We start from the raw sequence: 12782 nt of genomic DNA on the forward strand, positions 1-12782 counted from the left end.
GAATTCACGGCCACGTCCCGGACAGTCCCACCATGCCCCCGCCGGGGACCACGGCGGCCGAGGGCTGCACCTTCGGAGGCGCGTCACCGGGCAGCAGGTACATCACCGCGCCCGTGACGAGCCCCACCCCGGCCAGCCCGAAGGCCACCCGGCTCAGCGTCTGCGCGCGGCGGCCGGACGAGGCCACGTCGTCCGGGTCGCTGATGGGCACGTCGGTGCCGCCCTTGTCCAGCTCGTCGTACTTGTCGCCCGCCTGCAGGTAGAAGAGGGTCCCCACGCCAGCCAGCGCCACGCCACCCGCGGCGGGCAGCCACGCCCAGCGGCGCAGCGGATGGGCCTCGGGCGCGGGCGGCTGTTCCACCGGGGTGACGACCTGCGGGGGCGTCGTGGCCGTGGGCGGGGGCCTGGGCGGCGGGGTGACGCCGGGCGGGGGCACGTCCTTCATGGGCGGCATGGGCGGAGGGCCGCGCAGGGCCGTCCGCGTGCGGGGCACCACCACCTCCAGCGACTGGGTGAGCGCGTCCAGGAGCTGGTCCTCGCGCACGCCGGGGATGAGGTGCTCGGTGATGAGCGAGCCGTCCCTGGCCAGATACATGCGGGCGCCGGTGCGGTAGCCGCTGAGGAACTGGCCCAGCTCCGCCACCAGGACGACCTCCGCCTTCCCCGCCGCGCCGAGCGACTGGATGCAGCTGGGCTCCGTGCGGTTGCAGCGCAGGAGCGCGCGCCGCTTGGAGGCGGGCAGCTTCCGGGTGACGTCCTCCACGCGGATGACCACCATCCCCCGGGACTCGAGCTGCGTGGCCACGTGCTCCTGGGCGAACTCGATGACGTGCGAGGGAGCGCCCGCGGCGTCAGGAGGAGCGACCAGCACGGTGATGGGCGCCTGGGATGAGGCGGCGGGCGCCGGGGTGGCCAGGATGAGCGCGGCGAGCAGGGAGGTCCACACGCAATCACTTTCCCCCTGACACGCGCTCCTCGCAAGGATGGGAATCAACGCAATGCTCTGGGGATGGACGCGCGCTCCATTCATGGCCACGGTGGGAGAACACCCCACCGGCCAGGGCGCGAACCTCGCGTCGGGCAGCCATCACTCCCGGAGTGGGGCGGGTGCTCCCGGCTCCAGGCCGGGTGAGCGGGGAGGCCCGGGGCCGGGTCCTCAGCGACGCGGCCGCTCCGGCGCCGGGCGGATCTGCGTCTTTTCCGAACCGCCATTCATCTCCGAGGCGCTGTCCGCGTCCGCGTCGTCGTCCTCCGCGGGGGGGCGGGGCGGAGTGGAGGGAGGAGGCCGGCGCGGAGTCAGGGCCGGGCGGGAGCCGGTGGCCACGTTGGCGTTGGAGAGCGGGGCCCGGGCCGGAGCGGAGGGCGGGGGCCTGCGCGGCGGAGGGCGCGCGGCGCCGGCCTCCGTGAGCAACTCCGCGTCCACCTCCACGTTGGACTCGGGCGGGGGCCCGGCGTGGGTGTCCTCGGGAGGACCGGCGAAGGGGGGGCGCTTGGGAGGAGGCGTCTTGTCGTCGTCGCCCATGCTCGGAGGCGCGGGCGGGCGCGCGGCGGCCGGGGGCCGGGTTCCGGCGGGAGGCGTGGCCGCGCCGGACCTCGCGGGCGGCTCGGATGGACGCAGGCGCGCGGCGGGCGGAGGGCTGGGGGCGGTGGCGGGCACCTGCACCTGCGCGGGAGCGGAGGCCTTGCCGGCCCTGGCGTCGCGCGCGTCCTGCAGGAGCTTCTGCTCGAACGCGGCCCACTCCTGCTTGAAGTGGGAGGGGTCCGGCCGTCCCTCCTCGCGGTGCTTCAGCGAGGGGGCCCAGCGCACGGAGTACGCCGCTCCGGCGAGGAAGGTGGGGGGCGGCGGCAGGCCATAGGTGGCCGGGTCGAAGAAGGACTCGTCCAGGTCCGGGAAGCCGTACGCGCGGGCCTTGGCGACGAAGTTGGGGATGATGCCGGTGGGCGCGTGGTAGCCGAGGATGTGGCCGTCATCGTCCTTGGCCACGGGCGTGAAGACGAAGATGTCCTGCGTGCGGTAGTCGCCCTTCTCGTTGAGGGGGAGCACCTCGGAGAGGGCAATCGTCTTGCGGCTGCCGTCGTGGAGGCGCTCGCAGCAGATGATGAAGTTGATGGCGCTGGCCACCTGCGCGCGGATGGCCACCATGGGCAGCTCCACGCCGGACATGAGGCACAGCGACTCGATGCGGCGCAGCGTGTCCGTGGGCGTGTTGGCGTGCGTGGTGGCCAGCGAGCCGCCGTGGCCGGTGTTCATCGCCTGCATGAGGTGGAAGGCCTCGCCGCCGCGCACCTCGCCCACGACGATGCGGTCCGGGCGCAGACGCAGGGCCGAGTGCAGCAAGTCCCCCATGTCCACGCCGCCCTTGCCGAACTTGTCGGGGGGCCGGCTCTCGAAGGAGACGACGTGCGTCTGGTTGAGCTGGAGCTCGGCCGAGTCCTCGATGGTGAGGATGCGCTCCTCGTCGGGGATGAGGGACGAGACGATGTTGAGCAGCGTCGTCTTGCCGGAGCCCGTGCCGCCGGACACCAGCATGTTGAGCTTGGTGGCGATGCCCGCCTCGATGAGCCGTGCCATCTGCGGCGTCAGCGAGCCGAACTTCAGGAGCGACTGGACGGTCAGCTTCTCCCGGAAGAACTTGCGGATGGAGATGGTGGTGCCCCGGCGGGCGATGGGCGGCAGCACCACGTGGATGCGGCTTCCATCCGGCAGGCGCGCGTCCAGGCGGGGGCGCTCCTCGCTGAGGACGCGGCCGACGAACTGGGCCATGTTGCGAGCGGCGCCGAGCAGCCCCTCCTCCGTGAAGGAGGCGTCGGTGCGCGTGAGCAGGCCCTTGCGCTCAATCCAGATGTCGGACGGGCCGTTGATCATGATCTCCGTCACCGACTCGTCGTCCAGGTAGGGCAGGACGGGCTTGAGGAAGGCGCGGAGTGACTCGGTGTACATCGTCATGGCGCCGCAAAGGCTAGCGCGCCCGGCGCTCCGGTCCCAACATCCAGACCGGCCCGCCTGCCTGCTTCCAGTGTCACTGTTGACTGACACGACCCGCCACGGCGGCTTCCGGAGGCACCCGGACGCTCCGTCCATGTCAGACGCGGAGCGCATACTGCGAGACCTCACACGGCCCGCGCCCCCCGGGAGGGTGTCCCGGCGGAAAGCAGTGGGCCTACGCGGCAGGTAGGTGCTTCAATGCCCCTGCCCGTGGATAGGCATCAGGCAGGAGAGGGAGGGAGACTCATGCTGGCGGACAGGCTGCCCGAGGACTGGAAGAAGGAGCTGCGCGCGGCGCTCGCGTCGCCGTCGTTCCTGGAGCTGGAGCGCTTCGTCGAGGAGGAGCGGAAGCGGGCCACCGTCTTCCCGTCGGAGGAGGACCTCTTCTCCGCGTTCCGGTTGACGCCGTACCAGGACGTGAAGGTGCTGCTGCTGGGGCAGGACCCGTACCACGGGCCGGGGCAGGCGCACGGGCTGGCGTTCTCGGTGAAGCCCGGCGTGCCGCCGCCGCCCTCGCTGGTGAACATCTTCAAGGAGCTGGAGAGCGACGTGAAGGTGCCGCGCCCGAAGGACGGCTCGCTGATTCCGTGGGCGAAGCAGGGCGTGCTGCTGCTCAACGCGGTGCTGACGGTGCGGCAGGGGGAGCCCAACAGCCACGCGGGGCACGGCTGGGAGGACTTCACGGACGCGGTCATCCGCGCGGTGAGCGCGAAGCAGGAGCCGGTGGTGTTCCTGCTGTGGGGCCGCTACGCGCAGAAGAAGAAGAAGCTCATCGATGCGAAGCGGCACGTGGTGCTGGAGGGCACGCACCCCTCGCCGCTGTCGGCCAGCAACGGCTTCTTCGGCAGCCGCCCGTTCAGCAAGGTCAACGAGGCGCTGGAGGCGAAGGGGCGCGAGCCCGTGGACTGGCGCCTGTCCGCGTGACGCGGGCGGCGGGGCTCACCGTGCAGGTCCGAGCACGGGCGGTGGGGTGGACGCGGAGGCGGTGACGCCGGGAGACAGCGAGCGCACCGCGGCCAGGTACGTGTCCCCGCGCTTCTCCGCGAACAGGTCCGCCACCAGCGTCACGCCCGCCTGGATGACCAGGCCGATGCCCACCGCGTACAGGGCCTCCCGGTGGCGGAATGCGTACGTCATGGCGATGCCCGCCGCGAGCAGGCCCAGCTCGATGAGCTTGTAGAGGGCGAAGTTCCTCATGACGACGCCCATGCGCGCCAGCTCCGCGGACTGGAACGCGGCGGGTGCCTGGGCGAGCTGCGCGGTGAGCGCCGCCACCTGCACGTCCGTGCGCAGGTACACCGAGCCACCCACCACCAGGTGGATGAGCGCCACCGCCACCAGCGGGAAGGCCATGGCGCGGTAGCTGGAGCCGGTGCGCCACAGCCACACCGACGCCGCCAGCGCCACCACCCCGGCGAGGACGAACAGCAAGCTCTCCGCCTTCTCCTCCGCGAAGTACCTCAGCAATTGCGCCTGCATGCTCATGGACTGCCCTCCCGTCGCGGGCGGACCCGCCGGTGTCTCAAGTTTTTGACCCTTGGTCATTTATTAAATGTCCCCTGGTCAGTTGTCAAATCGCGGGGGCGTGTCACGCTTTTCGCGGCGTGGCCTATGGAGGGGGAGGGCGGCGACGCCGGCAGGGCAGCGGCTGACGAGGCAGGCACGGACGTGGACTCCGCGGCACGGCAGGCATTGCAGGGGTGGATGGCGAGGCTCGCCGACGGCGACCGGAGCGCGTTTGCTCCGGCGTTCGGGGTGCTGCACCCGCTGCTCGTGCGCTTCTGCGCGAGGCTGCTGCCGGACGGCGTGGACGCGGAGGACGCGGCCCAGGCGGCGCTGCTGAAGGTGTTCACCCGGGCGGCGGACTTCGATGCCTCGCGCGACGCGCTGCCCTGGGTGCTGTCGCTGGCGGCCTATGAGTGCCGCACATACCGCAAGGCGAGGCAACGGCGGCGCGAGGACGCGGCGCCGGACGAGGCGCTTGCCGACATGGGGGAGGGGCCGGAGGCGCGGCTGGCGGGTGCGCAGCTCGCCGCGGCGCTGAGGGACGTGCTGGAGGACTTGAGGCCGGAGGACGCGGCCACGCTGGCCGCCGCGATGGGGGAGGCGGAGCGCCCGGCGGTGCCTCCGGCCACCTTCCGCAAGCGGGTGGAGCGGGCCATGACGCGGCTGCGGGCCGCCTGGAGGACGAGACATGGAGTCGAGTGAGCTCGCCCGCCGCGCGAGGTGGGCGTACGAGAAGGGACGGCTGGCGCGGGCGTTGCCGCTCGGTGGCTACGGCGTGGTGCTGGTGCTGTGCGCGGTGGTGCTGCGCTCGAGCGTGGGCTCGGGGACGCTGGCCCTGGGGGCGGTCTTCACGGCACTGCTGGTGGGCTACGGCTGGCGGGGTGGGGTGCTGGGGCGGGCGGTGGTGCCCGGCGTGCTGGGCGGGGTGATGCCGCTGCTGGTGCCTCCCCTGGTGGTGGCCTCCGGACACGTGTGCGCCTCGGGCTGCCGGGCGTTCTGCCTGCTGGCCTGCGTGGGCGGCGGCGTGCTGGCGGGCCTTCTCATCACCCGCGCGTCCTCGGCGTCCCCGGTGGACGAGCGCGGCCGCTTCGTGCTCGCGGCGGGCGTGCTCGCCACGTTGTGCGGCGCGCTCACCTGCGTCCTCTACGGCGTGTCTGGCGTCATCGGGCTGATGACGGGCCTGGCGCTCGCGTCCGCGCCCGGGCTGGTGCTGCGCCGGGCCTGAGAAACACCTGAACCACGACACGCGCTCCCCGCCGCTTCCGCTGGAGATGGTGGGACGCACGGACTGAACCGCGACACACGTCCCTCGCCGCTTCCCGCTGGAGGTGGCGGGACATGCGGCCTGAACCACGCCACACGCCCCTGGCCGCCTCTACTGGAGGTGGCGGGAGGCACGGGAGAGTCATGTCCACCGTCGCTTCGCTCGCGCTGCTCGTCTCGCTGTCCGCCGCGCCGGCCGCCCCCCAGGCGCCGCGCGTCTTTGCTCCGGATGTCGTGTCCAGCGCGCACGAGGAGTTCGGCGCCGCCTTCACGCCGGACGGCAACACCGTCTACTTCAACCGCGCGGACCCCACGCGCTTCACCTTCCAGCTCATCATGGTGAGCCACTTCCGGGGCGGACGGTGGACGAGGCCCGAGGTGGCGCCCTTCTCGGGACGCTGGCGGGACATCGACCCGGCGCTGTCTCCGGACGGGCGGCGGCTCTTCTTCGCCTCCAACCGGCCGCTGAAGGAGGGCGAGCCGGTGCGCAAGGACTTCGACGTCTGGATGGTGGAGCGCGAGGGGAACGGGTGGGGCGCGCCGCGCCATGTGCCGGAGGTGAGCACGGAGGAGTCGGAGACGAACACCTCCGTCACCGCGGACGGCACGCTTTACGTCACGCGCACGCCCACCGGTGGCAAACGAGCCATCCACCGCCACGCGTGGAAGGACGGCCGCTACGGGCCGGGCGAGAAACTGCCGGCGCCCGTCAATGACCCGGTGCACGGGGCGGGCAACCACTTCATCTCCCCGGACGAGCGCTATCTCCTCTTCAGCTCGGAGGACCGGCCTGGCAGCCTGGGCAGATACGACCTCTGGGTGTCCTTTCGCCAGGACGGCGGCTGGAGCACGCCACGCAACCTGGGCGCGGCGGTGAACCGGGGCGACGTGCTGACGCCGGTGGTGGTGCCCGCGCGCGGGGTGCTGGTGTTCGCGTCGCGGCTGCCCTTCCAGACGGAGCCACGCGCGAAGCCCTACACCACCGAGGAATTCGAGGTGCGTCTGCGCTCGCCGGGCAACGGTCAGGGAGACCTGTATGAGGTGGCTCTCTCCGCGGTGGGGCTGCCCACGGACACCGTGGCGCCACGCTGAGAGTCCGCCGTGAAGAGGCCTTCTCCGCGGTGGGGTTGCCCACGGACAAGGCAGCATCGCGCTGAGCGTGCACCGTGGCGGATTGTCTCCGCGTGGATGGCCATGGACGCGGTGGTGTCGCACCGAGCGCATCGTGACGTGGCTCCTTCGGTGGTGAGGTGACCCACGGACGCGGTGGTGTCTCACGGAGGGTGCGCGTGTGCGGCGCCGGGGAATGCCGTACCCGCAGTGGGGCCACCGGAGCCGTCCCCGGCTTGCTACGGTGCGTCACGACATGACCGCCGCCTTCCTTGCCGCCACCACGCCCGAGCCCCTCTCACCCGGCCGCTACCGCATCCGCTTCACCTCGCCCTGGTATCAGGGGAGGGGCGCTTTCGGAGGCGTGGTCGCGGGCGCGGCTCTGCGCGCGCTGGAGCATCACGTGGGAGCCGCCGGGCGGCCGGTGCGCTCGTTCACCGCGCACTTCTGTTCTCCGGCGGTGGAGGGGGAGGCGGAGGTGCTGACTCGCGTCGAGCGCGCGGGAAAGCTCGTCACCCATGCCACCGTGCGGGTGGAGAACGCGGCGGGCGTGGTGTGCGTGGCCAGCGCGACGTTTGGCGCGGCACGTGGCGGGACGCTGGAGTACTTCGACGTGCCGCGCCCGGAGGTGCCTCCACCGCACGAGGTGCCGGTGGTGCCGGGCGACGTGCCCATGCCGACCTTCTGCCAGTTCTTCGAGTACCGCTTCTGCATCGGCGCGGCGCCGTACTCGGGGGCGCCGGTGGCGGAGACGGGAGGCTGGATTCGCCCCAGGGACCCGGTGGTGCTGGACGCACCGTTGTGCGTGGGGCTGATGGATGCGTACCCGCCGTCGGTGCTGTCGCGCGTGGAGGGCTTCCAGGCGGCGGCGAGCGTGGACTTCCGGGTGGATTTCTTCCACGCGCTGCCGCGTCCGGGCCTGGGCGCGGACGCGCACTTCCTCCGCACGGGACGCTCGCGCCAGGCGGCGGGCGGCTACGCGGAGGACTACCAGCAGCTCTGGACGGAGGACGGAGTCCTGCTGGCGCAGTGCCGGCAGCTCTTCGCGCTGCTCGGCTGATTCATGCCGCGGTAGGAAGCACATGAGACCATGCGCCGCCCGGCGGTGCCTGGGCCATGGCGCTCCATCGAAGAGGGCACGGACGGGGTGGCCCTCGATGGATGCAATCGCGTCGCACGTACCAGGATGGGCGTTCCATCGCGCTCGCGGTCGCCCGAGAGCCAGGACGCTCGGCTCTCGAATCCCTCCATCGAGAAATCGGGCACCTGCCCCGCTGATGCCAGGCGGCGCGATTGCCAGATGACACAGCCACGCGATTGCGGTGCCGACAACCGCGTGGGGGCGCCACGTGAGTTGAGTCCTCGCCCCACTCTCGGGGGGCATGGCCCGGCGCCACTCTGTCGGAGACAGGCGCCTCGGGTGATGCGGCTCCGGTGGCCAACGCGACTCCGCCAGTCCTCTCGGCCTCGACGTGCTCCGCGACAGGCGCCGACGTGCTGGTGCCCATGGTCTCGGAGTCCTCCGTCCTCGCCGCCCTCGAAGAAGATGTGCCAGGGCATGAAGGCGAAGTGGAAGCACTCCGGTCTCCTCGTCGCGAACCAGGCCAGCTGCCGCCAGAAGTCCTCGAAGTCCTCGCGGAAGCCTCTGCCCTCCCGCGAGCTCGGCTCCACCTCGAAGACGATGCGCGCGATGCGGCACAGCTCGCTGTCGGCCCACTGACGCACCCGGTGGGCGAAGGCGCCCTTGCTGCCGTAGCGCCGGTAGAAGCTGCCCACCGACAGGCCCGCCGCCCTCGCCATCTCCTCGGCCCGCGCGTTGCCGTAGCCCCGCAGCGCCAGCACCGCCGCCGAGTCCCGCATGCTCATGAGGTACAGCTGCTCCGCCGTCCATATCCCCTTCCCCTCCCGCCCTTGGGGCGACGCTCCGCTGAAAGGAGCGCTCCTCCCGCGGCATGGTGTCTACCTCAGGGGGCTGACATGCCAGGGAGGCAAAGACCTGCGAGCAGTGAGGACCGGACAGGTCAGTTGGAACGGACGCTCCGTTCCGGCCACGGGCGGCTCGGAGGCTGCCCTTGAGCAGTGGGGCCACGTGGAACGGACCCTCCATTTCGGCCCGGCGGCTTTGGGGACGGACATTGCGGAGATGCGGGGCCCCATTGGGGCGAGGGGCTGGCGGGCCACGTGGAACGGACGCTCCGTTCCGGCCACGGGCGGCCGGGGCGGCTGACATCTTACATGGCAGGAGACAAAGCCCATGAGCGGCGCCGACCTGGCAGGCCATGCGGAACGGACGCTCCATTCCGGCCCCGGCGGCTTTGGGGGCGGACACCGCGGGAGACGAGGCTCGTGTGCGGTGATGACCCGGCTGGCCACCTGGAACGGAAGCTCCGTTCCAGGCACGGGCGGCCGGGAGCTGGGGGGGCGCGCCGGGGATGCAGGGCCCGCGGGCGGTGATGACCCGGCAGGCCACCTGGAACGGAAGCTCCGTTCCAGGCACAGGCGGCCGGGAACTGGGGGGCGTGCCGGGGGGGGCAGGGCCTACGGGCGGTGATGACCTGGCAGGCCCTTTGGAACGGAGGCTCCACTCCGGACATGGCGGCCCGGAGGGTCATAGCGGGAAGTCGTGGCCCGGGAGACAGGGCCTGGGCTTCACGTGTCCTCGCGCTCCGGGCACTCCGAACATGCCCGAGGTACCGTTCCCACTACCGCGTGGCCGGTGTGGCCCCGCGGCAGGACTCATCCATGTCCTGAATCAGCCGCCGGCGAGGTGGAGATGAAGGACGAAGCCGTGGACCCGGAGCATGCCTCGCTGCTCGTGGCCATCGGCCGTGCGCTCGGAAGCGATGGGCCGTACCTGGAGGTCGAGGGCGAGCCTGGAGACGCTCTCCACCTCGGGACGCGGAGCCTGCTGCCCGTGGGGACCCGTCGCGTGGTGCTGGGCGGCGCGGTGGACCCGGCGACCGGGCGCGTGGCGTGGGTCGAGCAACTGACGGGCGAGCCCGACGGCGACGGCCATGTGCCGGTGAGCATCGACCTCCACTTCGCCTGGGAGGGACGGCGCCAGGGCCAGGTCGAGGTGCCCACGTACAACCCCTACTTCGGCTGCGACGTGGGCTTCATGGGCTGGTACGGCGGCGCGCTGGTCGTCATCTACCGCGAGAAGCACCGGACGCTCGCGGTGCGGCTGTCGCCTCCCGCCACGGCGCTGGAGGTGGCGGTGCTCGGGGACACGTGGGCCCTGGACGAGGACACGGTGTACTTCGTCTCCCACCATCCCGGGCTCATCGAGGGGCGGCTGCTGCCCTCCCTGGCCAGGGCGTTGCCCCTGCCCATTCCCCGCCCACCCGGGGCGGTGCAGTTCTGGCGGCATGCCCCGGGGACCCTGGCGCTGGCCCCGTATCTCCCCTTCGGCCGGGGCGACACCCGGGACTCGTACCGGGCCAGGCTGGAGGCCGCGCGTGGGTCGGCGCGCCTCGTTCCCCTGCCACCGCGGGGGGCTCGCGCGCTGCCGGGGCCGCCGGAGCGGCTGTGGAAGCGACTGGAGGAACTGCTCGCGGAGACCGCGCCGCCGCTCCTGGGCGTGGACGTGCTGGTGGGGGCCGTGGCCGCGCCCTTCTGGCGCGACGAGACGCCGCTCGCGACGGGCTACACCAGCGGGAGTCAGGCGCGCTGGAGCAGTCCCAGGTACCTGCCGGTGTACTGGTACCGGCTCCTGCGGGAGGACGGCCGCGCGGCGGAGGCCGAGGCGTGGCTGCACTGGCTGGAGCGGGTGGCGCGGATGGACGGCGTGGACCCGGCGCCGTGGACGCGGGACGCGCCGCCGGAGGAAGTCACTGCCTGGACGGCGCTCCGCTACCTGCGCACGCGCGCCAGGGTGCTGGCGAGGACGTGCCGCACGGGCCGGCTTCCGGAGCGGGAGTCCTGCCACCTGTTCTCCGGCCCGCGCAGGACCCGGGAGCTGGAGGAGGACGCATTTCAGCCTCCCGGCTTCCGAGAGGTGCTGCGCCAGTTGGTGGCGCGCGGGCCGAGGTCGCTGTCCGACTGAGCGGTGGCACGGTGCCGGCGGCTCGTCGCGCCGCTCGGCCGAGCCACCCTCCCGTCAGCCCTGGGACTGCCCGGGCCCCGCCCAATCCAGCTCGGCCATGACGGGGAAGTGGTCCGACAGGAACGCGTCCACCCGCGCGTAGCGCGTGAAGCGCAGCTCCGGTGACGCGAGAATCCAGTCCAGCCGCTCGCGAGGCCAGCTCACGGTGTACGTGGGCTCGCCGCTCCCGAGCGCATGGGCGTGGAGCCCGGCGGACTCGCACAGCCGCTCCACCGTGCGGTCGGGAGTGCCCTCGCGGGAGTTGAGGTCGCCCATCACCACGCGAGCCCGCGCGGGACGCTGGCCCAGCGCATGCGCCAGCCGCCGCACCTGCCGCAGCCGCCGTTCCGGGGAGAACGGGTCCAGGTGCACGGACACCATGTCGATGCTCATGCCCTGCCAGTGAATGGACGCGGCGACGTAGCCCTTGTCCACGGCGCGGTCCGCCTCGAAGGAGCGGGCCTCCGGCGCATGCAGTGGCAGGCGTGACAGCAGCGCCGTGCCCTGCGCGAAGAGTCCGGGCACCCGCAGGTGCGGGCCATGCAGGACGTGTCCGTAGCCCGCCTTCTTGGCGACGTGGGCCACCTGGTCCACCCCGCCGCTGAACAGGCACTGGCGGTCCACCTCCTGCAGCGCCACCACGTCCGCCGCCTCGCGGGCGAGCAGCGCGGCAATCCCATCCAGCGTCCGCCGCAGGCCCCACGGCGTCCGCAGGAAGGGCATGGGCACCCGCCAGGGAGCGCCGTGCGCGACGTTGAGCGTGAGGACCCGGAGTGGCACGGGGACAGCGAACACGGACGCCGGCCCGGGGCCAACCGTTTTCGCCCGTGCGCGCCCGTCAGGCCGCGGCGGAGCCGAGCTGCTTGACGAGCAGCCGCACCAGCTCGACGGGCTGGATGGGCTTGGGCAGCAGCTCCGCGCCGTAGCGGATGGCGACGGGGAGGATGTCGTCCAGCTCGTCGTGCCCGGTGAGGAAGATGAAGGGCACGTGGCAGTTCTGCAGCTCGCGCATGGCCGTCAGCACGTCCGCGCCCGTCATCTCCGGCATGTTGTAGTCGCAGAGGATGGCGGAGATGTCGGCGACGCTCATCTTGAACGCCTCCGCCGGGGTCTGCACCGTCACCACTCCGTAGCCCGCGGTCTGGAGGATGTCCCGCACCACGGTGAGCACGAAGGAGTCGTCATCGATGACCAGGACGTTGTGCATCGTGGGGGGTCTCCGAGGGGCAAACACACCCATCCTAGCCGAGCCCCCTTCCGATGACGCAACGCCCCAGGACACGTGCCTCAACGGGACGTGCCGGGTCGTGACGGCCCCGTGACCGAGGGGGCGGCGGAGGGGATGAGCACCAGGTCCTCCTGCGGGGGGATGAGGTACTCGGCGCCCGTCTCGGTGACGACGGCCATCTCCTCCACGGAGATGAGGCGCATCAGGTCCGGCGCACCGTCCTTCCCCGCGAAGAAGCCGTCGAAGGCGAACATCTGCCCCGGGCGGACCGCGCGCGCGGCCTGCCCCCTGGCCGGCTCGCCCCTCTGGGTCGAGCTGCGCGGTGAGCGCGGCGGCCTTTCGGAGGATGTCCACCTCCTCGGGCAGCTTCACGGAGAGCCACTCGGAGACGAGGTCCTCGGAGGACACCCGCTTCCTGCGGAGCGCGAGTACGGGCCGTGCGCGCGTCATGCGGCGGGAGTCCTTTCGGGGAGGAGGCGCCCATCTTCCCCGAGGCCGTCCCCCGGGAGCACCGTCCCGGTGTGAAGTCGTGTCAGGCCCGTGTGAAGAAGTCCGGGCGGACGGGGACATGCAAGCGCGGGGGCCGTGGCTCGTTTAAGGTGGAG

Annotated in this window: 13 protein-coding genes and 1 pseudogene; 7 read left to right on the top strand and 7 right to left on the bottom strand. The window is 72.2% G+C overall.

Annotation, left to right across the window (positions count from 1 at the left end; all coding sequences use genetic code 11):
• Positions 1 to 4: 4 nt before the first annotated feature.
• Together K8638_RS19880 and K8638_RS19885 are read right to left on the bottom strand one after the other, a co-directional pair.
• Positions 5 to 946, bottom strand: coding sequence for a hypothetical protein (locus K8638_RS19880; RefSeq protein WP_223756134.1), 942 nt, complete (start codon positions 944 to 946; stop codon positions 5 to 7).
• Between the two features lie 210 nt (positions 947 to 1156).
• Entirely contained in the window at positions 1157 to 2947 is a 1791-nt protein-coding gene (locus K8638_RS19885; RefSeq protein WP_223756135.1) for a CpaF family protein, read from the bottom strand.
• Positions 2948 to 3232: 285 nt separating this feature from the next.
• Here K8638_RS19885 and ung point away from each other — a divergent pair, with 285 nt between their 5' ends.
• Entirely contained in the window at positions 3233 to 3910 is a 678-nt protein-coding gene (ung, locus tag K8638_RS19890) for a uracil-DNA glycosylase (protein ID WP_223756136.1), read from the top strand.
• Between the two features lie 15 nt (positions 3911 to 3925).
• On the opposite strand, the gene K8638_RS19895 is transcribed toward ung, so the two are convergent.
• Positions 3926 to 4471, bottom strand: coding sequence for a hypothetical protein (locus K8638_RS19895; protein ID WP_223756137.1), 546 nt, complete (start codon positions 4469 to 4471; stop codon positions 3926 to 3928).
• A 219-nt stretch (positions 4472 to 4690) separates the two neighbouring features.
• Here K8638_RS19895 and K8638_RS19900 point away from each other — a divergent pair, with 219 nt between their 5' ends.
• The 5 genes from K8638_RS19900 to K8638_RS19920 all read left to right on the top strand — a co-directional run bounded on the left by K8638_RS19900 (position 4691) and on the right by K8638_RS19920 (position 8585).
• Positions 4691 to 5194: an RNA polymerase sigma factor gene (locus K8638_RS19900; RefSeq protein ID WP_223756138.1), complete on the top strand. Its 504-nt coding sequence runs from the start codon at positions 4691 to 4693 to the stop codon at positions 5192 to 5194.
• The gene (locus K8638_RS19905; RefSeq protein ID WP_223756139.1) at positions 5181 to 5717 is read left to right on the top strand and encodes a hypothetical protein; all 537 of its coding nucleotides are present in this window, start codon (positions 5181 to 5183) and stop codon (positions 5715 to 5717) included. The genes K8638_RS19900 and K8638_RS19905 overlap by 14 nt, the downstream gene beginning before the upstream one ends.
• A gap of 182 nt (positions 5718 to 5899) precedes the next feature.
• Positions 5900 to 6847, top strand: a complete 948-nt coding sequence (locus K8638_RS19910) for a hypothetical protein (protein WP_223756140.1) — start codon at positions 5900 to 5902, stop codon at positions 6845 to 6847.
• A gap of 274 nt (positions 6848 to 7121) precedes the next feature.
• Entirely contained in the window at positions 7122 to 7925 is an 804-nt protein-coding gene (locus K8638_RS19915; protein ID WP_223756141.1) for an acyl-CoA thioesterase II, read from the top strand.
• Between the two features lie 498 nt (positions 7926 to 8423).
• Positions 8424 to 8585 carry a hypothetical protein gene (locus K8638_RS19920; RefSeq protein ID WP_223756277.1) on the top strand — a complete coding sequence of 54 codons (162 nt, stop codon included), beginning with the start codon at positions 8424 to 8426 and terminating at the stop codon, positions 8583 to 8585.
• A 20-nt stretch (positions 8586 to 8605) separates the two neighbouring features.
• Here K8638_RS19920 and K8638_RS45245 read toward each other — a convergent pair.
• Positions 8606 to 8731 (bottom strand): annotated as a pseudogene (locus tag K8638_RS45245) (TetR family transcriptional regulator); the annotation flags it as partial.
• 907 nt (positions 8732 to 9638) lie between these two features.
• Here K8638_RS45245 and K8638_RS19930 point away from each other — a divergent pair.
• On the top strand, positions 9639 to 10910 hold the full coding sequence (locus tag K8638_RS19930) for a hypothetical protein (protein ID WP_223756142.1): 1272 nt from the start codon (positions 9639 to 9641) through the stop codon (positions 10908 to 10910).
• 54 nt (positions 10911 to 10964) lie between these two features.
• Here the strand turns inward: K8638_RS19930 and K8638_RS19935 are convergent, their stop codons facing one another.
• The 3 genes from K8638_RS19935 to K8638_RS19945 form a co-directional block, all read right to left on the bottom strand.
• Entirely contained in the window at positions 10965 to 11744 is a 780-nt protein-coding gene (locus tag K8638_RS19935) for an endonuclease/exonuclease/phosphatase family protein (protein WP_370644045.1), read from the bottom strand.
• A 43-nt stretch (positions 11745 to 11787) separates the two neighbouring features.
• The gene (locus K8638_RS19940; protein WP_223756144.1) at positions 11788 to 12156 is read right to left on the bottom strand and encodes a response regulator; all 369 of its coding nucleotides are present in this window, start codon (positions 12154 to 12156) and stop codon (positions 11788 to 11790) included.
• An 80-nt stretch (positions 12157 to 12236) separates the two neighbouring features.
• Positions 12237 to 12431: a hypothetical protein gene (locus tag K8638_RS19945; protein ID WP_370644046.1), complete on the bottom strand. Its 195-nt coding sequence runs from the start codon at positions 12429 to 12431 to the stop codon at positions 12237 to 12239.
• Positions 12432 to 12782 lie beyond the last annotated feature (351 nt).

The organism is Myxococcus sp. RHSTA-1-4 (assembly GCF_020037125.1).
Taxonomy (GTDB): domain Bacteria; phylum Myxococcota; class Myxococcia; order Myxococcales; family Myxococcaceae; genus Myxococcus.